The sequence below is a fragment of the Pseudomonas sp. AC247 genome (genome assembly GCF_979258015.1).
The window spans coordinates 3,790,240-3,812,269 of record NZ_OZ409829.1; the positions used below are offsets into that span (position 1 = coordinate 3,790,240).

The 22,030-nt window shown below is 59.1% G+C and carries 25 protein-coding genes and 2 pseudogenes; 9 read left to right on the forward strand and 18 right to left on the reverse strand.

Features of this window, described 5'->3' with window-relative positions:
- Positions 1–124: 124 nt before the first annotated feature.
- The 10 genes from ACZZ0B_RS17025 to ACZZ0B_RS17070 all read right to left on the reverse strand — a co-directional run bounded on the left by ACZZ0B_RS17025 (position 125) and on the right by ACZZ0B_RS17070 (position 9,412).
- On the reverse strand, positions 125–928 hold the full coding sequence (locus ACZZ0B_RS17025) for a transglutaminase family protein (protein WP_008080952.1): 804 nt from the start codon (positions 926–928) through the stop codon (positions 125–127).
- Positions 925–1,875, reverse strand: coding sequence for an alpha-E domain-containing protein (locus tag ACZZ0B_RS17030; protein WP_129391327.1), 951 nt, complete (start codon positions 1,873–1,875; stop codon positions 925–927). The genes ACZZ0B_RS17025 and ACZZ0B_RS17030 overlap by 4 nt, the downstream gene beginning before the upstream one ends.
- Before the next feature lie 12 nt (positions 1,876–1,887).
- On the reverse strand, positions 1,888–3,297 hold the full coding sequence (locus ACZZ0B_RS17035; RefSeq protein WP_007914061.1) for a circularly permuted type 2 ATP-grasp protein: 1,410 nt from the start codon (positions 3,295–3,297) through the stop codon (positions 1,888–1,890).
- 499 nt (positions 3,298–3,796) lie between these two features.
- Positions 3,797–4,144, reverse strand: a complete 348-nt coding sequence (locus ACZZ0B_RS17040; protein WP_008080948.1) for a ribonuclease E inhibitor RraB — start codon at positions 4,142–4,144, stop codon at positions 3,797–3,799.
- Between the two features lie 208 nt (positions 4,145–4,352).
- Positions 4,353–4,586 (reverse strand): hypothetical protein, encoded by a 234-nt coding sequence (locus ACZZ0B_RS17045; RefSeq protein WP_008080946.1) that lies wholly within the window; start codon positions 4,584–4,586, stop codon positions 4,353–4,355.
- A 361-nt stretch (positions 4,587–4,947) separates the two neighbouring features.
- A complete protein-coding gene (gene speE / locus ACZZ0B_RS17050) occupies positions 4,948–5,823 on the reverse strand; it encodes a polyamine aminopropyltransferase (RefSeq protein ID WP_008080944.1) in 876 nt (291 codons plus the stop codon).
- A gap of 207 nt (positions 5,824–6,030) precedes the next feature.
- Complete coding sequence (locus ACZZ0B_RS17055) at positions 6,031–6,222, reverse strand: PLDc N-terminal domain-containing protein (RefSeq protein WP_007914053.1); 192 nt, start codon at positions 6,220–6,222, stop codon at positions 6,031–6,033.
- Between the two features lie 71 nt (positions 6,223–6,293).
- On the reverse strand, positions 6,294–6,824 hold the full coding sequence (locus ACZZ0B_RS17060; RefSeq protein ID WP_463545837.1) for a hypothetical protein: 531 nt from the start codon (positions 6,822–6,824) through the stop codon (positions 6,294–6,296).
- Between the two features lie 133 nt (positions 6,825–6,957).
- Complete coding sequence (locus ACZZ0B_RS17065; protein ID WP_463545838.1) at positions 6,958–7,476, reverse strand: ankyrin repeat domain-containing protein; 519 nt, start codon at positions 7,474–7,476, stop codon at positions 6,958–6,960.
- Between the two features lie 97 nt (positions 7,477–7,573).
- Positions 7,574–9,412, reverse strand: coding sequence for a long-chain-acyl-CoA synthetase (locus tag ACZZ0B_RS17070; protein ID WP_463545839.1), 1,839 nt, complete (start codon positions 9,410–9,412; stop codon positions 7,574–7,576).
- A gap of 388 nt (positions 9,413–9,800) precedes the next feature.
- Between ACZZ0B_RS17070 and ACZZ0B_RS17075 the strand changes: the two genes are divergently transcribed.
- Positions 9,801–10,079, forward strand: a complete 279-nt coding sequence (locus tag ACZZ0B_RS17075; protein WP_008080936.1) for a DUF3509 domain-containing protein — start codon at positions 9,801–9,803, stop codon at positions 10,077–10,079.
- Between the two features lie 188 nt (positions 10,080–10,267).
- Here ACZZ0B_RS17075 and mtnC read toward each other — a convergent pair whose 3' ends face one another.
- From mtnC to aroC, 5 genes are all read right to left on the reverse strand, one after another.
- Positions 10,268–10,951, reverse strand: a complete 684-nt coding sequence (gene mtnC / locus ACZZ0B_RS17080) for an acireductone synthase (protein WP_463545840.1) — start codon at positions 10,949–10,951, stop codon at positions 10,268–10,270.
- Between the two features lie 4 nt (positions 10,952–10,955).
- Positions 10,956–11,501, reverse strand: coding sequence for a 1,2-dihydroxy-3-keto-5-methylthiopentene dioxygenase (locus ACZZ0B_RS17085; protein ID WP_158830636.1), 546 nt, complete (start codon positions 11,499–11,501; stop codon positions 10,956–10,958).
- A 94-nt stretch (positions 11,502–11,595) separates the two neighbouring features.
- Complete coding sequence (locus ACZZ0B_RS17090) at positions 11,596–12,222, reverse strand: methylthioribulose 1-phosphate dehydratase (RefSeq protein WP_008080933.1); 627 nt, start codon at positions 12,220–12,222, stop codon at positions 11,596–11,598.
- Positions 12,219–13,364: an MFS transporter gene (locus ACZZ0B_RS17095; protein WP_463545841.1), complete on the reverse strand. Its 1,146-nt coding sequence runs from the start codon at positions 13,362–13,364 to the stop codon at positions 12,219–12,221. Before ACZZ0B_RS17095 ends, ACZZ0B_RS17090 begins: the two co-directional genes overlap by 4 nt.
- Positions 13,365–13,395: 31 nt before the next feature.
- Complete coding sequence (gene aroC, locus ACZZ0B_RS17100) at positions 13,396–14,487, reverse strand: chorismate synthase (protein WP_008080929.1); 1,092 nt, start codon at positions 14,485–14,487, stop codon at positions 13,396–13,398.
- A 130-nt stretch (positions 14,488–14,617) separates the two neighbouring features.
- On the opposite strand from aroC, the gene ACZZ0B_RS17105 reads away from it, so the two are divergent.
- Both ACZZ0B_RS17105 and ACZZ0B_RS17110 read left to right on the forward strand, forming a co-directional pair.
- Entirely contained in the window at positions 14,618–15,571 is a 954-nt protein-coding gene (locus ACZZ0B_RS17105; RefSeq protein ID WP_463545842.1) for an alpha/beta hydrolase, read from the forward strand.
- Between the two features lie 99 nt (positions 15,572–15,670).
- Positions 15,671–16,462 carry a hypothetical protein gene (locus tag ACZZ0B_RS17110; protein ID WP_463545843.1) on the forward strand — a complete coding sequence of 264 codons (792 nt, stop codon included), beginning with the start codon at positions 15,671–15,673 and terminating at the stop codon, positions 16,460–16,462.
- A 172-nt stretch (positions 16,463–16,634) separates the two neighbouring features.
- Here ACZZ0B_RS17110 and prmB read toward each other — a convergent pair whose 3' ends face one another.
- On the reverse strand, positions 16,635–17,543 hold the full coding sequence (gene prmB / locus ACZZ0B_RS17115) for a 50S ribosomal protein L3 N(5)-glutamine methyltransferase (RefSeq protein WP_440095684.1): 909 nt from the start codon (positions 17,541–17,543) through the stop codon (positions 16,635–16,637).
- 239 nt (positions 17,544–17,782) lie between these two features.
- Between prmB and ACZZ0B_RS17120 the strand changes: the two genes are divergently transcribed.
- The 3 genes from ACZZ0B_RS17120 (at position 17,783) to ACZZ0B_RS17130 (ending at position 19,456) form a co-directional block, all read left to right on the forward strand.
- A complete protein-coding gene (locus ACZZ0B_RS17120; protein WP_007914026.1) occupies positions 17,783–18,373 on the forward strand; it encodes a cysteine hydrolase family protein in 591 nt (196 codons plus the stop codon).
- Between the two features lie 130 nt (positions 18,374–18,503).
- A complete protein-coding gene (locus tag ACZZ0B_RS17125; RefSeq protein WP_008080917.1) occupies positions 18,504–18,824 on the forward strand; it encodes a hypothetical protein in 321 nt (106 codons plus the stop codon).
- A 74-nt stretch (positions 18,825–18,898) separates the two neighbouring features.
- Positions 18,899–19,456, forward strand: coding sequence for a Smr/MutS family protein (locus tag ACZZ0B_RS17130; RefSeq protein ID WP_008080915.1), 558 nt, complete (start codon positions 18,899–18,901; stop codon positions 19,454–19,456).
- 165 nt (positions 19,457–19,621) lie between these two features.
- Here ACZZ0B_RS17130 and ACZZ0B_RS17135 read toward each other — a convergent pair whose 3' ends face one another.
- On the reverse strand, positions 19,622–20,242 hold the full coding sequence (locus ACZZ0B_RS17135) for a hypothetical protein (RefSeq protein WP_463545844.1): 621 nt from the start codon (positions 20,240–20,242) through the stop codon (positions 19,622–19,624).
- 284 nt (positions 20,243–20,526) lie between these two features.
- Positions 20,527–20,631, reverse strand: a pseudogene (locus ACZZ0B_RS17140) (DNA adenine methylase); the annotation flags it as partial.
- Between ACZZ0B_RS17140 and ACZZ0B_RS17145 the strand changes: the two are divergent.
- The 3 genes and pseudogenes from ACZZ0B_RS17145 to ACZZ0B_RS17155 all read left to right on the forward strand — a co-directional run.
- Positions 20,611–20,880: pseudogene (locus ACZZ0B_RS17145) on the forward strand (site-specific integrase); the annotation flags it as partial. The pseudogenes ACZZ0B_RS17140 and ACZZ0B_RS17145 sit on opposite strands and share 21 nt — an antisense overlap.
- Positions 20,881–20,902: 22 nt before the next feature.
- A complete protein-coding gene (folE, locus tag ACZZ0B_RS17150; RefSeq protein ID WP_010456659.1) occupies positions 20,903–21,448 on the forward strand; it encodes a GTP cyclohydrolase I FolE in 546 nt (181 codons plus the stop codon).
- Positions 21,449–21,552: 104 nt separating this feature from the next.
- Positions 21,553–21,924: a glutathione S-transferase N-terminal domain-containing protein gene (locus ACZZ0B_RS17155; RefSeq protein WP_158830641.1), complete on the forward strand. Its 372-nt coding sequence runs from the start codon at positions 21,553–21,555 to the stop codon at positions 21,922–21,924.
- Positions 21,925–22,030 lie beyond the last annotated feature (106 nt).

Genomic DNA, 22,030 nt, shown 5'->3' on the forward strand with positions numbered 1-22,030 from the left:
TGAGCCTTGGGTGGCTATCTCTGGCCTCATCGCTGGCAAGCCAGCTCCCACAGGTTATGCGCTGACTTTGAATCAGCGGTAATCCTGTGGGAGCTGGCTTGCCAGCGATTGCGGTACCTCGGATCTACTGTTGTTGCACGGAGATGATCGGGGTGGGTGAGACGAACACTTTCGCGTGCATCTGCTCACACCCACCACCCCGGCGCATGCCGCGCACCGGGCAGGCGTCGAGGTAATCCAGACCCACCGCCAGCTTCAAATGCCGCTCCGGCCGCGCCAGTTCGTTGGTCACGTCAAAGCTGTACCACGCGTCATCCAGCCACGCTTCGGCCCAGGCATGGCTGGCCAGATGCTCGCAATCCTCGCTGTACAAATACCCCGACACGTAACGCGATGGCACGCCCAGACTGCGTGCGCAGGCCAGAAACGCGTGGGTGTGATCCTGACAAACCCCGGCACGCCCGGCGAAGGCTTCAGCGGCGCTGGTGTCGACCTCGGTGGAGCCCGGCGTGTAGGTCATGTGCTGATTCAAGCCGTGCATCAGATCGATCAACGCCGTGCGGTCGCGCCGCTGCTTGCAGGACTTCTCGGCGAATGCGCGCAAAGCCTCATCGGCCTCGGTCAACCGGGTAAAGCGCAGAAACGGCAGCGCCGACTGGCTCTCGTGTTCAGCCTCGCGCAATTCATCGATATCAACCTGACCACGCGCGCCGATGATGATCGCTTCGTGCGGCTCGTCCATGGTCAGCACATGCAGGATGTTGCCGAACGGATCGAGTTGCGCGCGCACCGGACGCGGCAGGTCAAGTTGCCAGCTCAGCACATGTTGACGCTCACTGTCGTGGGGGGTCAGCCGCAGGTACTGGATGCTCGCCCGCACCTTATCTTCGTAGTGATAGGTGGTCTCGTGGCTAATGGAAAGTCTCATGCAGCCTCCAGGTAGGAACTGTGAATGGCGTTACCCAACTGGCGCACCAGCGGGATGAATTCGGTCAGCCAGGCATGCAGGCCTTCCTCGAGGATTTCGTTGATGCCGGTATAGCGCAGGCGCGCGTCCATTTCGGCGGCCAAGCGTTGCGCGGGACGACCGTTGGCCCCGGGCAGTTGCGCGAGAATCTGGTCGATCTCTTCGGTGCAGGCGCGCAGCGAACGCGGCACGTCGGCACGCAACAGCAGCAACTCGGCGACATGCCGGGCGCCGGGCGCGTCGCGATAGATTTCGGTGTAGGCCTCGAACGATGACAGTGCGCGCAGCAAGGCACTCCATTGGTAGTACGCGTGGGCCGTGCCATCGCTCACCGCTTCGGCTTGATCGCCAGCCATTTCGTAGCGGGCATCGAGCAGCCGCAGCGTGTTGTCCGCGCGCTCGATAAACGTCCCTAGACGAATGAAACGGAATGCATCGTTACGCATGATCGTGCCGTAAGACGCGCCACGAAACAGATGCGAACGCTCCTTGATCCATTCGCAGAAACGGCTCATGCCATAACGGCTCAAGCCCTGCTCGGCGATCCCGCGAATCTCCAGCCACGTCGAGTTGATGTTCTCCCACATGTCCGCCGTGATACGTCCGCGCACTGCATGGGCACTGGCCCGTGCGGCGCCGAGGCAGCTGTAGATGCTCGCCGGGTTGGCCGCATCGAGGGCGAAAAAGTGCAGCAGGCGTTCGGCATGCAATGCGCCGTGACGCTCCAGATAATCCTCAAGGGTGCCGGTGATCAACAGCGGCATTGCCAGTTCGTGCAAGCCATCACCGCGACCGTCCTGCGGCATCAGCGACAGCGAATAACTGACGTCGAGCATCCGTGCGAGGTTTTCCGCCCGCTCCAGGTAACGCGACATCCAATACAGATCCGAGGCAGTTCTACTTAACATGGCAAGCTTCCTTCAATCCTCGACCACCCAGGTGTCCTTGGTTCCGCCGCCCTGTGATGAGTTCACCACCAGCGAGCCTTCGCGCAGCGCGACGCGGGTCAAACCGCCGGGCACCACGCGGGTTTCGCGCCCGGACAAGACAAACGGGCGCAGGTCGATATGGCGCGGCGCAATGCCGTTTTCGACAAAGGTCGGACAGGTCGACAGCGACAGCGTCGGTTGCGCGATGTAGGCGTGGGGCTTGGCCTTGATACGTTCGCGAAAGGCGTCGATTTCGGCCTTCGTCGACGCCGGCCCGACCAGCATTCCGTAACCGCCGGAGCCTTGGGTTTCCTTGACCACCAGATCTGGAAGATTGGCCAGCACGTGGGAAAGTTCAGACGGGTTGCGGCATTGCCAGGTCGGCACGTTTTTCAGGATCGGTTCTTCATCGAGGTAGAAACGAATCATGTCGGTGACAAACGGGTACACCGATTTGTCGTCCGCCACGCCGGTACCGATGGCATTGGCCAACACGACGTTGCCGGAGCGATAGGACGACAGCAGACCCGGCACGCCGAGCATCGAGTCCGGGTTGAATGCCAATGGATCGAGGAAGGCGTCGTCGAGCCGGCGGTAGATCACATCTACCGCTTTCGGGCCGTCGGTGGTGCGCATGAAGACTTTGTCGTCACGCACGAACAGATCCGCACCCTCGACCAGTTCCACGCCCATTTCCCGCGCCAGAAATGCATGCTCGAAGAATGCACTGTTGAAGCGCCCCGGCGTCAGCACCACGACGCTCGGGTCATCGATCGGGCTGGAGCTTTTCAGGGTGTCGAGCAGCAGGTTCGGGTAGTGATCGATCGGCGCGATGCGTTGCGCGGCGAACAGCTCCGGGAACAGGCGCATCATCATCTTGCGGTCTTCGAGCATGTAACTCACGCCGCTCGGGGTGCGCAGATTGTCTTCGAGCACGTAGTAGGTGCCGTCGCCATCGCGCACCAGATCGACGCCGGAGATATGCGAATAGATATCGCGGTGCAGATCCAGGCCTTGCATCGCCAACTGGTATTGCTCGTTGGCCAGCACCTGTTCGGCGGGAATGATCCCGGCCTTGATGATGCGTTGCTCGTGATAGAGGTCGGCGAGAAACATGTTCAACGCCTTGACCCGCTGGATGCAGCCGCGCTCGACGATCCGCCACTCGCTGGCGGGGATGCTGCGCGGAATGGTATCGAAAGGAATCAGCCGCTCGGTGCCCTGCTCGTCGCCATAGAGCGTGAAAGTAATCCCGGCGCGATGGAACAGCAGATCGGCCTCGCGTCGCCGTTGGGCCAGCAGCTCGTCAGGCGTGTCGGCCAGCCATCGGGCGAACTCCCGATAATGCGGGCGAACCTGGCCGCCGGCGTCGTACATCTCATCAAAATAGGTGCGGATCATGCCGTACTCCTTGTCACCCGGACCTACAGGCCTTCGCAAGGCCCGTGCCATCGGCATAAACGCTTTGATTTCAATCGGTTGGATATTCACGCCAGAGAGACCGCACCATTCCTGTGCGGCAATTGCCCCAACCTGATTGCCCCCGCTTCATTGCGACGCACTGCATCGCCTATCACCAGCATAGTCAGAGTTGATTTCACTGCCCGGCGCCGCTTGCGGATAATCCGCGCATTCGCTGCAAAGCTTCGCCGCGCAAAGCGCCTCGAAGTCGCCAGCTCAACTGATCGGGATTGCCCCTGCAGCCCGCCCCGCTGTAACCCTGACCGGTTTCCTCTGCTTATCGGTCTTCCCTTTTAGCCACCCTCTCCGGTGGCTTTTTTTTGCCTTTTGGAAATGTTTTGAAAGCAAAAGCAAAAGATCGCAGCCTCCGGCAGCTCCTACATTGATCACCTGTAGGAGCTGCCGAAGGCTGCGATCTTTTGATCTTCTATCTATCGACTCAATTCAACCGGTGGCGGCTACGCACCTCCTGTTTCACGCCCCATCCCTCGATTATCCCGCCCAAGGGTTCGACCACCGCCGAAAAGCCCTGCTCGAAATCGCCAATATCGTCATACGTCGCATACATCACTTTGCTCAATTCCAGCGCCCACGCGCCGTCATCGCGCACGCTGACCTGGGCATTGATGGACTCACCACGAAATTTGCCTGCCGCCCTGCGCGCCCGCTCCTCGTCCGGGAAAATGGCGTAGAACTCGATGGGATGGAATCGGGAAAAATCGAAACCGCCTTCTTTCATGCGGCGCAGAACATTGCTGCTGATGTCTTCTTGATAGGCTGTGCTCATGAATCGTCCCCCTCACATAGATGGATAGACTTTCCGTATTCCCGCCCCGGGCCTCAGGCCAAAGTACGACGGCAACGTGGTTGCACGCGGGAACAAGCATGTAGCTGACAAGACCAGACCTTAGCGATCCGTTCGCTGATCTCGCTTGCAGAGTAGCCCCAAGTCAGAGCTGCTGCCAAGGCCTGGCGTCAAGGTGACAGGAAGAATGTCAGACGGGAGTGATGCTGCGGATTTCAATGCTGTTCTGGGTTTTCAGGCTTTTCGCCCCGGCGTCGGGGGTGCGCCCTTCCAGATCGTTCAGATCCAGTGCGGCGGCCACGGGCAGAAGCTTCGCCTTGATCAGTTGAGCGGCCTCATCGTCACTGGGGCATTCCGCGCGCTCGAACACCTCATCGACAATTTCACCATGATCGTCCACGAAAGTGACTTTCCACTTTTGCATCGGTGCCTCCTCGATCAAACCCGCAAATGGGCTTACACCTAAATCGACTGGTGCGCCGAAAGTTGGTTCAAAAGGATTACAGCGCACGAACATGAAAAAAACGACATCGTGGAGATGCACCGCGAATTTTGCACGCAACCATTGTGGTACGGGAATTTACCTGTGGTGAGAGGACTTATCTGTGGTGAGGGATTTATCTGTGGCGAGGGGATTTATCCCCGATGGGATGCGAAGCGTCCCCAAAACCAGCCAACGCGGTCCATCAGGCAGACCGCGTTGGCCGGGTTTACGACTGCTGCGCAGCCGGTCGGGGATAAATCCCCTCACCACATGGATCCATACACAAATGAAAATGGAGCTTTCAGTCGTTGCTTGGCTTGTTGATCGCTTGCAGCACATATTGCGGCAAGGCGAACGCGCCGATGTGGATTTCCGGGTTGTAGTAGCGCGTGACGATGCCGCTGCCGATGAAGCGCTGTTGCAGGGTTTCACGGCTGAGCTTGCGGTAGGCCGGGTTGGTCGAACCCCACGCAAATGTCATCGAACCACCGATGTAGGTCGGCACCGCCGCTTGGTAGAAGTGCCAGTCCGGGAACAGGCTTTTCAGGCGACCGGCGGTGGTTTTCACTTCGTCGATCTGCATGAACGGCGTGCCGTTCTGGGTCACGAGGATGCCGCCTTCATTCAGGCAGCGGTGGCAGGCCTGATAGAAGTTCTCCGAGAACAGCACTTCGCCCGGGCCGATCGGGTCGGTGGAGTCGGAGATGATCACGTCGAATTTTTCCGTGGTGGTGGCGACGAAACGCATGCCGTCGTCGATCACCAGGTTCAGCCGTGGATCGTCGTAAGCACCGCTGGAGTGGTTCGGCAGGAATTCTTTGCACATGTCGACCACGGTGCCGTCGATCTCGACCATGGTGATGTGCTCGACACCGGCATGCTTGGTCACTTCGCGCAGCATGCCGCCGTCACCGCCGCCGATGATCAGCACGCGCTTGGCGCTGCCGTGGGCGAGGATCGGCACGTGGGTGAGCATTTCGTGGTAGATGAATTCGTCGGCTTCGGTGGTCTGGATCACGCCGTCCAGCGCCATCACACGGCCCATGCGCGGGTTCTGGAAGATCACCAGGTGCTGGTGTTCGGTGCGCACTTCGTGCAGCAGTTTTTCCATGCGAAAACGCTGGCCGTAGCCTTCGTAGAGGGTTTCCAGGTACTCGCTGGTTTTGGTGACGGTCATGGTGAAGTGCTCCGATGAATGCGCGGGCGTCAATCGTGGGGACGATTTCCCGGGAAAGGCGCGCATTCTACGTTGCCGAAGATGACAGGTCGAACCTCACAACCATAATCCCTGTAGGAGCTGCCGCAGGCTGCGATCTTTTTATCTTGTTTTTTTACAATCAACATCAAAAGATCGCAGCCTGCGGCAGCTCCTACATGGGTGCGGTCAGATCCGGACGTTGCCGCGCGGTCCGGCGATTGCCCAGATGATCAGGCCCAGCACTGGCAGGAGGATGATCAGCAGCACCCAGACGATTTTCATCCCGGTGGTCGCGCCGCTTTTCAGTACGTTGATGATGGCCCAGATGTCGAGGGCGAGGATGATCAGGCCAATCAGACCGTTGAACGTGGAACCCATGGTGTCGCTCCAGAATAGTGGCATGCACTTTTAGGATAGACGGTCGCGCGCAGGGTTCCCTTTTATTGCACTCAGACGTGAACGGCGATCTTCAGGGCTTCCAGCGCTGGCGCGGCGGTGATGCCGACTTCGGCGCACAGCTCCAGCACCCGTGGCACGTCGTTGCCGAAGACCAGCACCATTTGCAGCTCATCGTCGAGCAGCTGGCTGAAGTTCATCAGCGTGTAACCGCCGTTTTCCTTGTTCATGCTGCTCATCTGCACCTGGATGCGATTGAGTGCGGTCAGGGCCTCGGTTTTCGCCAGTTGCTTGGGCTTGAGGTTGAAATCCACGCCCGGGCCGAACGAGGCGACGATCTGCGCAAACAGATCGACGTAGGTGTCGGCCTGGAACAGCACGGTTTCCGGCAGGCTGCCGACCACCACCCACTCGCCCAACGGGATCGGGAAGGTGTCGTCGTAGTTGATGTCGGGATTGGTTGTCAGAAAAGCACCGGCATCGGCGTAGGCCTGTGCGGCTTCGTCGGCAACGTTCAGGATCTCGTCCTCGGCCATGCAGCCGGAGCTGATTTTGCTGATGAGTTCGACGAGTGCGGCTTTCATGAGGGCGGATCCTGTGGAAGGTGAAATTTAAGGGCGCGGAGGATAGCGCACAACGCAAAAGATCGCAGCCTGCGGCAGCTCCTACAGAGGGATCAGTGTAGGAGCTGCCGCAGGCTGCGATCTTTTGACCTTATCAACCCAACAATTTTTCCAGCTGCGCCGTGGTATCAACCGCGCCCATGGTGCGAGCCGCATCGAGTGCCGTCACGCCATTGGCGTCCCTGGCCTGTGCATTGGCGCCTTTGCTGATCAGGTAATCAACGATTTCAACGCGGTTAAACATCGCCGCCATCATCAGCGCGGTACGGCCATCAAACGACGAACCTTCGATCTCGGCACCCGCTTCGACCAACGCCTTGACCACCGCCAAGTCACCTTTGAACGCCGCACCGGCAATCGGGCTTTGGCCGTTGCCATTGCGCATTTCCGGATCTGCTTGGTGTTTAAGCAGCACATTCACGGCGTCAACATGACCGTAATAACTGGCGAGCATCAGCAGCGTGTCGCCCTTGCTGTTCTTCAGGTTGACCGGCAAACCGGCGCTGACCAGGCGATCAAGCATTTCGGCATCACCGTCGCGCGCCTTGTTGAAAACCTGCTCGGTGAATTCGGCAGCTTCTTCAGGGGTCATCTGGCGGCTTTGGTCGGACATGGGGCAACTCCACTTTCGGTCAATCGGAAAGCCGACAGTTTCCCGAGCGCGACGAAAACTGTCACCCACTTTTTCTCAAGATGATCTATAGCCAGAATCAATAACGGTACTTGCCTTGATTGATTTCAGCCAACATTGCGTCGGTCACCTGTACGTAAGTCTCGCTGCCCGGCAGCCAGGCGAAGATCGGATCGTCACCTGTCTGGCCGGGATCGAAACCTTCGTTCTTCAAGCGGGTTTTCTGGTACTTGAAGGTACCGGTGGTTTCCATTTTCACCTTCACCCGCAGGAAAAGCGGTACCGCATACGCCGGCATGCGTTCACGGATGAAGCTCAGTAACGCGGCGAAATCCAGCGTCGCGAGGGACTCGGACGGCGTGATGGCCGCCATGCCGGCGCGCCCGTTGGTGTTGCGAATTTCGACGCCATACGCCACGGCCTCGGAGATCTGCGGGTGTTGCAGCAAGAGGTTTTCAACTTCCGTGGTGGAGACGTTCTCTCCCTTCCAGCGATAGGTGTCGCCCAATCGATCAACAAACTGCGCATGGCCGAAGCCGATGTTGCGCAGCAGGTCGCCAGTGTTGAAAAAGCGGTCGCCCTTGCTGAACACATCGTGCAACACGACCTTGGCGGTTTTCTGCGGATCGGTGTAGCCGTCCAGCGGCGCTTTCTCGTCGATCCGCGCCAGCAACAGGCCCTGATTGCCCTTGCCGACCTTGCGCATAAAGCCGTCGTCGCTGCGGATCGGCTCGCCACTGTCATGGTCGTAGGCAACCAACTCCCAAGCCATCAGCGAGAAGCCGATGGTGTTGTCGAAATTGAGGACGTTGGTGAAACCGATATTGCCGTCGCTCGCTGCGTACAGCTCACAGATGTGATCCACCGCGAAGCGTGTCTTGAACTCGGCCCAGGCACCGGGGCGCAAACCGTTGCCGATCATCTTGCGCACCTCGTGGCGGTTGTCGTCGGCGCTGGCCGGTTGATCGACCAGATAACGGCACAATTCGCCGACGTATCCGATGGTGGTCGCTCGATAGCGGCGCACGTCGTTCCAGAACTGGCTGGCACTGAACTTGCGCCTGATCGCGAAGCCCGAGGCGCCGTTGACCGCCGAGCCCCAGCACACGCAAAGACCGGTGGCGTGGTACAGCGGCAAGGTGCAATAAACGACGTCGTCAGGGCCCATATCGAGGGCGATCAGGCCGAAACTGGCGGAGCTGCGCATCCAGCGGCCGTGCTTGAACACCCCGGCTTTGGGCAGGCCGGTGGTGCCTGAGGTGTAGATGTAGAAACACGGGTCGTCGAAAAACACCTGCTGGCTGCTCGGCGGATTATCGCTGCAGGCGTCGGCACTGGCGCTGATCAGATTGACGTAGCTGTCGGGCGCGATGCCCGGATGGCTGTAAGTGTCCTGATCGGCCACAAACCAGACCCGCTGGGGCACAATCGACACTTGCTCGCGCACGGCGGCAAATGCGGGCAGCAATTCTTCACCAACAACAATCGCCACCGGCGCCACCAGGTTCACGCTGTGGATCAGCGTGTCGCGCGTTTGCGAGGTGTTGAGCAATGCGCTGACCGCCCCGACCTTGGCCAGCGCCAGAATGGTCACCAGCAATTCCGGACGGTTTTCGATGAACACCGCGACCACGTCGCCCTTGCCGATGCCCTGCCCGCTCAGATAATGAGCGATGCGGTTGGCCCACTGGTTGACCTGTGCATACGTCAGCGACACATCGCCCTGCAATAACGCAGGCCCGTGCGGATTGCGCAGGGTCGCTTGCTCGAAGGTCCAGCCAAGGCCACAACTCTGTGTCGGATCCGTGACGTTGGCCACCTTCATGCCTCTGACCACCCGCGGGATGGCTTTGGCAATCATCGGCAGCTTGCGGAGCATCATGCCCCAGGTAATCGTGTCGCTTGGCGCGTGACTCATGGAAGCTCCCCGTTCGACCTTGACGTGCAGGCCGGTGTTTTTATTGTCGGGCAAAGGCTGATACGACCGACGCATCCGAGCGCGGGCCGAGATCGAAAATACGTCAGCGCTTCTCGGGCTGTACACGCGGTTTTTGCAATGTTTTGTATCCGCTGACGTGGCGGGCGCGGAGCTGATCCCCGGGTCAGCGTTTGGTTCCGTAGAAATGATCACGATCCCGCAAAATGCAGGATGCACGATGGCCACTCATGCAGATTGCACGACGCCTTGAAAAACCATTATTTTCAAGCCATTGATTTATAACGATATTTTTTTAATCAAATGCTGGCACAAACTCTGCAACCTCCTCTGCATGCTTGCCATTCAAGTGCATACGGAGCTGAAAAACATGAGCCTGATCCAAGAAAAATTTACCTCCCTGTTCTCCAACTTCGACGTCACCACTGCGCCACGTCCCGATGGCGGGATCCTGCTGACCTTGCGCAGCAGCGATGGCAAAGTGTTCAAGCGTGCACTGACTTATCAACAACTGCATGCTGGCGACCAACTGTCGTGGGCGATCAGCGCAATCCGTCGTGACCTCGCGGAACAAGCCAGTGAGCTGCCGCAAATCGCCATGCTGCAAAGCCAGCAGCGTTTTGCTCTGCCGACGTATCACTCGCTGTAAGTTTTAAACCGCCTTAAACAAAACAGGCCGTGGAGCGCTCGCTTCACGGCCTGTTTTTTTGTGCGCTTTCACTACTTCATCGCGGACTCACTGTAGGAGCTGCGGCACGCTGCGATCTTTTGATCTTGTTTTTGAAGATCAGGATCAAAAGATCGCAGCGTGCCGCAGCTCCTACAGGGTTTTAGTGGTTAGAAGGCTTCGGGTTCGATGGCGGTGAAGGTGTCGACGGTGATGTGGCTGCCCAGCTCGCCGCCTTCGCGGGCCAGGCCGCAGGTTTGCAGGCCGGCCGCTTGTGCGGCGTCGAGTTCTTCGACGATGTCGGAGAGGAACAGAATCTCAGCCGGCTCAACGCCAATGGCTTGCTGAATGTTGGTGTAAGACTGCGCCTCACGCTTGGGCCCCGACGTGGTGTCGAAGTAGCCGCTGAACAGCGGCGTCAGATCCCCCGCCCCCGAGCAGCCGAAAATCAGTTTCTGCGCCTGAATCGAGCCCGACGAATACACAAACAGTTGATAACCCGCCGCATGCCAGCGTTGCAGCGCTTCGACCGCGTCCGGGTAGACGTGCCCTTTCAACTGCCCGGCGTGATAACCCTGCGCCCAGACCATGCCTTGCAAGGCCTTGAGCGGCGTGGCTTTGCGATCCTCCTCGATCCAGCTCAACAGAATTTCAACGACCCGCTCAACATCGGCTTGCGGTGCATTGCTGTCACGGCGCACGGCATCGAGTTGTTCGGCGACGTCGGCACGTTCGGCGTTCTGCCGAACGAAGTCCGGCAGGTGTTTGGCCGCGTAGGGAAACAGCACGTCAAACACGAAACTCACCGCGCTGGTGGTGCCTTCGATATCAGTGACAATGGCTTTGATCGACATCGAATCAGTCCTCCAGACGCGGGAAACGACCGGCGATGTCTTCGCCGGTGAAATTGGCAACCCAGCCTTCAGGGTTGTTGAACAGGCGGATCGCGACGAAGTGCGGATGCTCGCCCATGTCGAACCAGTGTTTGGTGCCGGCCGGTACCGAGATCAGATCATTCTTCTCGCAGAGTACGGCGTAGACGTAATCGTCGATGTGCAGGGTAAACAGCCCACGGCCGGCGACGAAAAATCGTACTTCGTCTTCGCCATGGCGATGTTCTTCGAGGAACTTGGCGCGCAATTCGGCTTTTTGCGGGTGATCGCTGTTCAGGCTGATCACATCGACGGTGATGTAACCGCGTTCGGTCATCAGCTTGTCGATCTGCTCTTTATAAGCGCTGATCACTTCTTCCTGGGTGGCGCCGGGCTGAATCTTCGCCGTGGCTTGCCAGCGGTCAAAGCGCACGCCCTGCTCGGCCAGGGTCGAGGCGATGTCTTCAAAGTGGGTCAGCACTTTGTTGGGAATGTCGGGGCTGGAGACGTGATAGACGGACAGGCTGCTCATTGGGGCAATTCCTCGGTATCGGCCTTGCCGTCCGGTTCTTGCAGACCGGTCGGGCACAGCATTTCATCAGGCAAATGGGCTGCTTCTGGTGAAGTCAGCCTTGGCGGTTCATGACGCTGCGGGTTTTCAACTCGCACTCAAACAGAAATTCAAAGGCCTCGATCTGCCGCAGCGCGTCGTTCATCTGCGCGCCCCAGGTATAGAGGCCGTGGCCGCGAATCAGATAACCGACGCAATCAGGGTGGGCGTCGAGCCAAGGCTGCACCTTGGCGGCGAGGCGCGCAATGTCCTGATCGTTGTCAAAAATCGGCACGCGCACCCGCGATTCGTGGGTCGAAACACCGCTGAAGGCTTTTTGCAGTTCGTAATCTTCGAACTCGATAAAGTCTTCCGGCGTCAGGCGCGACAGTACCGTGGCGTTGACCGAATGGGTGTGCAACACCGCGCCGATCTCCGGACGCCAGCTATACAGCTGAGTGTGCAACAGGGTTTCGGCGGACGGTTTTTTGCCCGGTTCCAGACTGTTGCCGGAAAGATCGGTGGCGAGCACATCGTCCAGACCCAACTGGCCCTTGTGCTTGCCCGACACCGTCAGCAGCGCTTCGCTCGGCGACAGGCGAGTCGAGTAATTGCTGCTGGTGGCCGGCGACCAGCCGCGACCATAAAGAAAACGCCCGGCGTCGACGATTTGCTGGGCGAGCTGTTCACGCGTAAGGCTCATGGCCTGTCCTCTTGCATACGTGTGGCAATGATAACGGCAGCAGCGAGCGCCGCGAGACTGGCAATACTAAAGGTCAATGTCGCGCCGAGGGCATTCCAGCTGTAACCGGAATACAACGCGCCGAGCGCACCGCCGGTGCCGGCCAGTGCCGCATACAGCGCCTGGCCCTGCCCTTGCTGGCGCGCGCCGAAGCTACGTTGCACGAACGCGATGGCAGCGGCGTGAAAACTGCCGAAGGTCGCCGCGTGCAGAATCTGCGCGAACAACAGCACCCAGAGAAACTCGGCGAACGAACCTAGCAGCAACCAGCGCAGCGCCGCCAGCAGAAAACTCGCCAGCAATACGCGGCGCAGGGAAAACCGCGCAAGAATCCGGCTCATCGCCATGAATATCAGCACTTCGGCGACCACGCCCACGGCCCAGAGCATGCCGATGGTGCCGCGTGTGTAGCCAAGTCGCTCAAGGTGCAAGGTCAGAAAGGTGTAATACGGGCCGTGGCTCATCTGCATCAGCGCCACGCAACCATAAAACGCCAGCACGCCCGGATTACGCAGTTGCTTGAGGAAACCCTCGCCGCTCGGCCGGTTGCCTTGCGGCGGTTGTGCGTTCGGCACCCACAAGCTGCTGAGGACGATGCCGGCCATGATCAACACCAGCGCCGCCGGGTAGATGTCGAGGCTGAGCCATTCGAACAGACGACCGAGCACCACCACGGTGATGATGAAACCGATCGAGCCCCACAGGCGAATCTGGCTGTAACGCGAGGTCTGCCCCTGCAAATGCGCGAGGGTGATGACTTCGAATTGCGGCAGCACCGCGTGCCAGAAGAACGCGTGCAGCGCCATGACCATTGCCAGCCAGGCGTAGGTTTTGCTGACGAAAATCAACGAGAAGGTCAGCAGCGTACACACGGCGCCGAAGCGCACGATGGCCAGACGTTTGCCGGTGTAGTCGCCGAGCCAGCCCCAGATGTTCGGCGCCACGCAGCGCATCAGCATCGGGATGGCGACCAGTTCACCGATCCGCGCCGGACTGAAGCCGAGGTGATCGAAGTACAGCGCCAGAAACGGCGCTGTCGAACCGAGCAAGGCGAAATAGAACAGATAGAAACTGGACAGTCGCCAGTAAGGGAGCGCCGCCACGGTTATGCCGCGACGGCTTTAAGGCCTGCCATCAAAGCTGACCCAGCACCGGCGTGCTCACGCGCACATCGGCGTTCTGGCCACGGTGACGCAGCAGGTGGTCCATCAGCACGATGGCCATCATTGCTTCGGCAATCGGCGTGGCGCGGATGCCGACGCACGGGTCGTGACGGCCCTTGGTGATGACGTCGACCGGGTTGCCGTGGATGTCGATCGAACGGCCCGGGGTGGTGATGCTCGACGTTGGTTTCAACGCGAGATGGGCAACGATCGGCTGACCGGAGGAAATGCCGCCGAGGATGCCGCCGGCATTGTTGCTGAGGAAACCTTGCGGGGTCATTTCATCGCGGTGTTCGGTGCCGCGCTGGGCGACCGAAGCGAAACCGGCGCCGATCTCCACGCCTTTCACCGCGTTGATGCTCATCAGCGCGTGCGCCAGTTCTGCGTCGAGGCGGTCGAAAATCGGCTCGCCCAGACCCGGCATCACGCCTTCGGCAACGACGGTGATTTTCGCCCCGACCGAGTCCTGGTCGCGACGCAATTGATCCATGTAGGCCTCAAGCTCCGGAACCTTGTCCGGATCCGGGCTGAAGAAGGCGTTCTCTTCCACCGAATCCCAGGTCTTGAACGGGATTTCGATCGGGCCGAGCTGGCTCATGTAGCCACGGATGACGATGCCTTGGCTGGCCAGGTATTTCTTGGCAATCGCACCGGCCGCCACGCGCATTGCGGTTTCGCGCGCCGAGCTGCGGCCGCCGCCACGGTAGTCGCGCTCGCCGTATTTGTGGTGGTAGGTGTAGTCGGCGTGGGCCGGGCGGAACAGATCCTTGATCGCCGAGTAGTCCTTGGACTTCTGGTCGGTGTTGCGGATCAGCAGGCCGATCGAGCAACCGGTGGTACGCCCTTCGAACACACCGGAGAGGATTTCGACTTCGTCGGCTTCCTGGCGCTGGGTGGTGTGGCGGCTGGTGCCGGGCTTGCGGCGATCGAGGTCGCGCTGCAGGTCTTCGAGGGAGATCTCCAGGCCCGGCGGGCAGCCGTCGACAATGGCGACCAACGCCGGACCATGGCTTTCGCCCGCGGTGGTGACAGTGAACAACTTGCCGTAGGTATTGCCGGACATGCAGGACGCTCCGTGAAATCAAACCCAAATTCGTGATGCGCGCCAGTATACGCAGGCTAACCGAGTAGTTCATCCTCGAACCTTAGTGGTGCGGGTGAGTCCAACCGGCATCTTGGCGAATGATGGCGTGATGATGCTGCGAGTTTTGATCTTGAGTCTTACCCTGTTTACGGGCTTTGCCCAAGCGACGGTCTTACAACGCCCGGTAACTTTGGATACTGGCACCGGTGAGCTTTTCGGCTCACTGTTGCTGCCAAAGTCCGACAAGCCGGTGCCGGTTGTCCTGATCATTTCAGGCTCCGGCCCTACAGACCGTGACGGAAACAACCCCGACGGCGGGCGCAACGACAGCCTCAAACGACTGGCGTGGGTGCTGGCCAAACACAACATCGCCAGCGTGCGTTACGACAAGCGCGGCGTGGCCGCGAGCCTGGCGGCGACGCCTGACGAGCGTAATTTGTCGGTCGAGGCCTACGTGGCCGACGCGCAGGCCTGGGCGCGCAAGCTCAAGGCTGATCCGCGTTTCGGCCCGCTGATTCTGCTTGGCCACAGTGAAGGCGCGATGATCGCCACGCTGGCCGCGCCGAATGCCGAGGCGACGGCGCTGATTTCCCTGTCCGGCACTGCCCGGCCGATCGATCAGGTCCTGCGTGAACAACTGGCGCGCAGCCTGCCGCCGCCGCTGATGCTGCGCAGCAATGAATTGCTCGACAGCCTCAAGGCCGGCCACACCGATGACGATGTTCCGCAACCGTTGCAGGTGATTTTCCGCCCGAGCGTGCAGCCGTATCTGATTTCGCTGTTCCGTCAGGATCCGGCCAAGGCGTTTGCGCAACTGAAGATGCCGGCGCTGATTGTTCAAGGCAGCAACGACATTCAGGTCGGCGTTGATGACGCCAAGCTGCTCAAGGCTGCCAAACCGGATGCCGAACTGGTAGTGATTGAAGGTATGAACCACGTCATGCGCATCGTGCACAACGACATGAAGCGGCAATTGGCCTCGTACAAGGACCCGAATTTGCCGCTGGCGGCAGAACTGGGCAGCAAAATCATCGAGTTTATTGACGGACTTCGCACCCGTTAAACGCTGTTTGCCCTCCAGTCCTGCAAAAAACGGCCGATAAGCCTTTGTCGCCAGCGCTATGGCTGGCGGCAAGCAGGGCTTGGACAGGATCTCGCCGTTATGACTGATACCCAGACTTCACCCGACACCACCGCTGAAAAAGACGCATCGCCAGCGGCCGAGCTGCCGTGGGCGGATGTCCACGTCGAGCACCACAAGATGCTCCGCCTGGCCCCGCTGCAGACCGACCGCAATACCGGCGGCCGGCCTCTGCGCTTTGTCGAATTCGGCTACGCCGAGCGCAACAGCAAAGAAAAAAGCCTGATGCGCATGGCGATCAAACTGCCGAGCCAGCGCGTTCGCAAAGAGCAGAATCATCTCGATGTGTGGGTCGATCACACCACCAAGCGTGTGAGTTTCGGCCCGGACAGCGGCTTGCAGATCGAACCGCTGAATCGCGGGATCGGCCGTTTCATGGCCGCACAAGGCATCACCTGGGCGAAAAAGCGCTGGCCCGCCTACACCGTCGACGGCATGGACTTGAACAACAAGGACGCGCTGAACGAAGACACGCGCCTGCGTCGCGATCATTTTCTGCGCGTGCACGGTTTTGATGTGGTGTATGCCGATGCCCAGCATTTGAAGGGCAGCGTCAAGGAAGTGCTGGTCGGCGATTTGCTCGGCGACTGGAACAGCGAAAAGCTGCAGATCGTCGAGATTCTTGAAGCGGCGCAGATGCTGCAGCAGGCCGAGCAGAATCTGGCCGAGCAGGAAGTGAAGCTGAAGAAGCAGGAAGACAAGGTCAGCAAGTTCAAGCGTGAAGACGCCGGGTTGCGGTTCACGATTACCTGTCTGGTGGCGTTTGCGGTGTTTCAGGCGGGGCTGTTGATCTGGATTGCCACACACAGGTAGATCAAAAGATCGCAGCCTTCGGCAGCTCCTACATTGGAATCGGTGTACACCCTTTTTGATCGTTCCCACGCTCCGCGTGGGAATGCAGCCCGGGACGCTCCGCGTTCCAAAAGCGGACGCAGAGCGTCCATTGAGACGTTCCCACGCAAAGCGTGGGAACGATCGGTCTCAATTAGACGCGGGAAGCGAACAGGGCCTGGTGGTTGCGGCACTGCTCCGCCGTGAGCATGAACACGCCATGCCCGCCACGCTCGAACTCCAGCCAGGCGAAATCGACTTCCGGGTACAACGCTTCAACGTGTACCTGGCTGTTGCCCACCTCGACAATCAACAAGCCCTTCTCGGTCAGATGATCCGCCGCTTCGGCGAGCATGCGGCGCACCAGGTTCAGACCATCGTCACCACAGGCCAGGCCCAGCTCCGGCTCATGCTGATATTCATCCGGCATGTCGGCGAAATCTTCTGCATCAACGTATGGCGGGTTCGACACGATCAGGTCGAAACGCTGACCCGGCAAACCATCAAAACCATCGCCCTGCACTGTGTACACGCGCTCATCGACACCATGACGCTCGATGTTCTGATTGGCCACTTCCAGCGCTTCGAACGACAGATCCGCCAGCACCACTTCAGCGTTTTCGAACTCGTAGGCGCAGGCAATGCCGATGCAGCCGGAGCCGGTGCACAGGTCGAGAATGCGCGCCGGCTCAGTGCCGATCCACGGGGCAAAGTGGTTTTCGATCAGCTCGCCAATCGGTGAGCGCGGGATCAACACGCGCTCGTCGACGATAAACGACATGCCGCAGAACCACGCTTCGCCCAACAGGTAAGCGGTGGGAATGCGTTCTTCGATGCGGCGCTTGAGCAGGCGTTGCAGGTTGACCAGTTCGTCGTCTTCCAGCGCGCAATCGAGGTAGCTGTCGGCGATTTCCCATGGCAGGTGCAAGGCACCGAGCACCAACTGCCGGGCTTCGTCCCAGGCATTGTCAGTGCCATGGCCGAAAAACAGATCCTCCCCATGGAAGCGGCTGACGGCCCAACGGATGTGGTCGCGCAGGGTACGAAGTCGGGAAGTGATCACGGGGCAGAACTCCAGAAAAAACGACTGGCGATTCTACCAGCCAAAACGCGTGACGACGACGCAGGAAAAATTCCGAGCCGACAGTAGGAGTTTTCTGTTTTTTGCATCAGCTATTGAACAGAACGTGTAACTTGACAAGGCTGCAGGCCAATAACGACGGTGTCTACGATGGTAGCGATTCACAGAAGCGCTCAGCCAGAGGACAATGTCGCAAAAGCCCCACCCCAAGGAGCCCCAGAATGTCCGTTCCAAAAACGATGTTTCAACTCAGCGGTCGCGGTTACGCAGCGGCCACACTGAGCCATGCCACCGTGGTCATCATCGATGCCCAGAAAGAATACCTCAGTGGCCCGCTGGCCCTGAGCGGCATGGACGCGGCCGTCGCGAACATCAAACAAGTGGTTGCCGCAGCCCGTGCAGCCGGTCGGCCGATCGTGCACGTGCGTCACCTCGGCACCGTCGGTGGCCTGTTCGACCCGCAGGGCGAACGCGGCGAATTCATCCCCGGCCTGGAGCCGCAAGGTGATGAAACCATCATCGGCAAACTGCTGCCGAGCGCATTCCATGGCACCGAGCTGTTGGATCGCCTGCAAAACCTCGGCTCGCTGGACTTGATCGTCTGCGGTTTCATGAGCCATTCCAGCGTCAGCACCACCGTGCGCGCGGCGAAGAACCTGGGTTTCCGCTGCACCCTGGTGGAAGACGCCTGCGCTACTCGCGACCTGCCGTTCAAGGGCCGCGTGCTCAGCGCCGCAGTTGTGCAGGAAGCCGAAATGGCGATCATGGCCGACAACTTCGCCACCCTCGCCTTGACGCAAGACTTGATCTGATCCGCTCTGATGAGCGGCTCACCGCGCCGCTCATCCGCAAAACCCTCTCATTTGCCGCAAATGCCATAGCCTCAGGAACAACCCGGTCAACTCCCGGTCGAAGGGCCGATACCCATTGAGGAAGGTCGGAATGAAGTTATCCGATGGATTTGACGCACGCCGCTTGCGGCCCAAAGGCCAAAGCAACTGGCGTTTTCGCTTCGGCGCGGCGATCGCGGCCATTCTGGCCACGTTCGGCGTGCTGCTGGCATTGGCCGGCGCCGCCAGCCTGATCGGGCACCCACCGGCGCTCGGTGATTTGAACGCTACACCGATGGGTTCGGCGATCATTCTGGCGGTCGGTTTGCTGTTCGTGTATTTCGGTGTCGCGCTGTGGCGTCGCTGCCGTCGGCGCGCACGGCAATCGCGGGAGCTGAACATGTCCCCGCACCTGATGAAAAAACACGACTGAATCACCGGCCTGGCTTTTTGCCGGGCCGTTTTGTTTCGACTTGGGTAAACTGGCCGCCCTTCGCGGAGGCTGACATGCAAGACGACGATTTTTCCCTGTTCAAAAACGAGCTGCGCGGCGTCAAGCCGATCAAGCACGATCGCGCCGATACCGGCAAACCCAAGACTGACCGCGCACAGATTGCCAAGCTGCGCCAGTCGGCCACCGTGCGCACCGAAACCACCACCGTTGATGGTCTGTCCGATCAGTTCGTGATCGACGTCGGCCCGGAAGACGAGTTGATGTGGTCCCGCGACGGCGTGCAGGAAAGTCAGATGCGCAAGCTCAAGGTCGGCCAGATTCCGTTTGAAGGCAGCCTCGACCTGCACGGCATGAGTGTCGAAAAGGCTCGCGAAACCCTTTGGGCGTTTCTCGCTGAGGCGACAAAATTCGAAATCCGCTGCGTGCGCGTCACCCACGGCAAAGCCGTGCGTCTGGACGGCAAACGGCCGATGATCAAAAGCCACGTCAACACCTGGCTGCGCCAACATGCGCAAGTGCTGGGCTTCTGCTCTTGCCAAGCGAAACACGGCGGTGCCGGCGCGGTTTATGTGATGCTCAAGCGCACGATGATGGAAGGCCGCGACGAATAATCCCGTTAGCTATGAGATTCGCCTTCGCTGCCCCCACTGAAGCCCCGCATGTAATCAAATGCGGGGCTTTTTCTTTACTCAAGATGTTCGAATCACGGAGCTGAACGGCAGCTTTCGGCAGTCGGCTTTGCACCCACTGCCAGCGCCTGCCGCGTTAAGCGCGATTCAATGAGTGACAGGCGACAGCGAATCGTTGGCTGACGATGAGGGCACATAAACTGAATTGCTCAGCTCGTGTTCCTCTTGATGAGCCTTCTCGATGCGATACGTTAGTTCTTCTTCAAGGTTCTCATAGTCGACGTTTTTGCCGTCTTCGTCGCGCAGACCACCATAGTTGAACACGACAAGATGCTTGCGAAAGCCTTTGCCCTTACGCGCACTTGGCATCTTGAAAAAGATCTTCCACCGGCTGTCATTAAAGTTCGGCAGGGTGTCAGCCTTTTCGGCAATGATATGAAGTACCGTATTGAGCTGCATCTGAGCTATCCCGCTGTACGACTCGACCTCTGTGGCTTCAATCGATGTGTAAGGGACTAACCCATCAGCATTGAAAAACCAGATGCCTTTGTCCTTGAGGATCATCAACGTTTGCGAACCTGCGTTGCGGTTCAGCCACGCCATGCCCAAGTACCATATCGAACACACCAACAGCAGCCCAGCGATACCATTGGACTCCATACGGAATCCCTGGATCGCCATAACCAAGAATAAAATGCCACCTGCCAGAGCTCTCACAGGCACGCGGCGACGCTCAGTAAATGCCATATCATTGATTGAACTTTTCATGATTTTCCTTTGGCTAGTAGGCGCGAAAATCGCATCCTGGTCATGCAAAAGGCCCTTTCGGGCCGTTGTTTTAAATGAATCTTTACCCAGCATTTTTTGCCTGTGAACGCCAAGGCTCAGCCTCGACACGCAGCAGCTCTCTGGCTTCTTTACAGGGTGTGGCCGTTGCGTCAGTGACACCTTTACGGGTCATTAGAAGCAGCGAGAATGGCAAGTGCTGCCATAGCAAAAATGACGGTTCAGGATTTTACTCGATAAAATCGCTGACGTGAGCGATCTACTCTGGCGCGCTGCATGGCGGTGAGCGTTTCGGGGCAGGTTATTTTCTGCCATTCAAACACCTGTCGCGAACTGAGCGCCCATTCGAACTGGCGGACCAACTCTTCCAGGCCGCACTGATCGAATTGGGGATTCGCGCCCGCCGGCCATACAACTGCCGACACACATACGCTACCATGTGCTTCATGGCGGGTATGAACCCTGCGTTTATTGCCACTCAGCTCGGTCATAGCGTTCAGATGTTGCTATCGACTTATGCCCGACGGATCAATTCCAGCACCGACTGGGATGAACTCGGCAAGCTCGGATACAGCTTGATTGGCACAAAATTGGTACAGACAGAAACAGTACCCCTCTGAAACCCTTATGGAATCAGCCCCTGTGACACTGGAACAGAACTACACCGCGATCCTCGGCCAACTGGGCGAGGACGTCTCCCGCGAGGGCCTGCTCGACACGCCGAAGCGTGCCGCCAAAGCCATGCAGTACCTCTGCCGCGGTTATGAACAGACGCTCGAAGAGGTCACCAACGGTGCCCTGTTCAGCTCCGACAACAGCGAAATGGTGCTGGTCAAGGACATCGAGCTGTACTCGCTGTGCGAACACCACCTGCTGCCGTTCATCGGCAAGGCGCACGTTGCGTACATCCCGAGCGGCAAAGTGCTGGGCCTGTCGAAGGTCGCGCGGATCGTCGACATGTACGCCCGCCGTCTGCAGATCCAGGAAAACCTCAGCCGCCAGATCGCCGATGCGGTCCAGCAGGTGACCGGCGCGCTGGGCGTGGCCGTGGTGATCGAGGCCAAGCACATGTGCATGATGATGCGCGGAGTCGAGAAGCAGAATTCGTCGATGATCACTTCGGTGATGCTCGGTGAGTTCCGCGAAAACGCTGCCACCCGCAGTGAGTTTCTCAGCCTGATCAAGTAACGCGCAGCACGAAGAAAACCGGCATTCATCGCCGGTTTTTTTTCGCCCGTGAAAAATCGGGTAAGCTGCGCGCCTTTCTTTATTTGCACCGTGAGGCTTTCAACGTGTTCGTCAAAGCGCTTCGTGTCGGCCTCGGCCAACTGGTTATCTTCATCGACTTCATCACCCGTCCGGGCAAGAAAAAACGCCCCGCTGCTGCGCAGGCTCAGGTGGATACGGCGGCCAAGGATCTGACGTTGTATCAGTTCCACGCCTGCCCGTTCTGTGTGAAAACCCGCCGTACTTTGCGTCGCCTGAATGTGCCGGTGGCGCTGAAGGATGCGAAGAATAACGAGCAGGATCGTCAGGCACTGCTGGAACAGGGTGGCCGGATCAAGGTGCCTTGCTTGCGCATTGAAGAGAATGGACAGACGACCTGGATGTATGAGTCGAAGGTGATTATTGATTATCTGGATAAGCGCTTCGCGGCGGTCTGATGATTCTGTGGTGATGCTGATGGCCTCATCGCTGGCAAGCCAGCTCCCACAGGTTTTGTGAACGCCACAGATCACTGTGGGAGCTGGCTTGCCAGCGAAGAGGCCC

Coding starts and splice junctions, on each gene's coding strand:
- ACZZ0B_RS17035 (WP_007914061.1), bottom strand. CDS start 3,297: ATGATCCGCACCTATTTTGATGAGATGTACGACGCCGGCGGCCAGGTT.
- ACZZ0B_RS17090 (WP_008080933.1), bottom strand. CDS start 12,222: ATGAGCCTTACGCGTGAACAGCTCGCCCAGCAAATCGTCGACGCCGGG.
- ACZZ0B_RS17135 (WP_463545844.1), bottom strand. CDS start 20,242: ATGAAAAGTTCAATCAATGATATGGCATTTACTGAGCGTCGCCGCGTG.
- ACZZ0B_RS17070 (WP_463545839.1), bottom strand. CDS start 9,412: ATGAGTCACGCGCCAAGCGACACGATTACCTGGGGCATGATGCTCCGC.
- aroC (WP_008080929.1), bottom strand. CDS start 14,487: ATGTCCGGCAATACCTACGGCAAGTTGTTCACTGTCACCACCGCGGGC.
- ACZZ0B_RS17125 (WP_008080917.1), top strand. CDS start 18,504: ATGAAGTTATCCGATGGATTTGACGCACGCCGCTTGCGGCCCAAAGGC.
- ACZZ0B_RS17040 (WP_008080948.1), bottom strand. CDS start 4,144: ATGAGCACAGCCTATCAAGAAGACATCAGCAGCAATGTTCTGCGCCGC.
- ACZZ0B_RS17130 (WP_008080915.1), top strand. CDS start 18,899: ATGCAAGACGACGATTTTTCCCTGTTCAAAAACGAGCTGCGCGGCGTC.
- ACZZ0B_RS17060 (WP_463545837.1), bottom strand. CDS start 6,824: ATGAAAGCCGCACTCGTCGAACTCATCAGCAAAATCAGCTCCGGCTGC.
- ACZZ0B_RS17045 (WP_008080946.1), bottom strand. CDS start 4,586: ATGCAAAAGTGGAAAGTCACTTTCGTGGACGATCATGGTGAAATTGTC.
- ACZZ0B_RS17075 (WP_008080936.1), top strand. CDS start 9,801: ATGAGCCTGATCCAAGAAAAATTTACCTCCCTGTTCTCCAACTTCGAC.
- mtnC (WP_463545840.1), bottom strand. CDS start 10,951: ATGTCGATCAAAGCCATTGTCACTGATATCGAAGGCACCACCAGCGCG.
- ACZZ0B_RS17105 (WP_463545842.1), top strand. CDS start 14,618: ATGATGCTGCGAGTTTTGATCTTGAGTCTTACCCTGTTTACGGGCTTT.
- ACZZ0B_RS17085 (WP_158830636.1), bottom strand. CDS start 11,501: ATGAGCAGCCTGTCCGTCTATCACGTCTCCAGCCCCGACATTCCCAAC.
- speE (WP_008080944.1), bottom strand. CDS start 5,823: ATGACCGTCACCAAAACCAGCGAGTACCTGGAAACCCTCTACGAAGGC.
- ACZZ0B_RS17030 (WP_129391327.1), bottom strand. CDS start 1,875: ATGTTAAGTAGAACTGCCTCGGATCTGTATTGGATGTCGCGTTACCTG.
- ACZZ0B_RS17065 (WP_463545838.1), bottom strand. CDS start 7,476: ATGTCCGACCAAAGCCGCCAGATGACCCCTGAAGAAGCTGCCGAATTC.
- ACZZ0B_RS17120 (WP_007914026.1), top strand. CDS start 17,783: ATGTCCGTTCCAAAAACGATGTTTCAACTCAGCGGTCGCGGTTACGCA.
- ACZZ0B_RS17110 (WP_463545843.1), top strand. CDS start 15,671: ATGACTGATACCCAGACTTCACCCGACACCACCGCTGAAAAAGACGCA.
- ACZZ0B_RS17025 (WP_008080952.1), bottom strand. CDS start 928: ATGAGACTTTCCATTAGCCACGAGACCACCTATCACTACGAAGATAAG.
- ACZZ0B_RS17055 (WP_007914053.1), bottom strand. CDS start 6,222: ATGGGTTCCACGTTCAACGGTCTGATTGGCCTGATCATCCTCGCCCTC.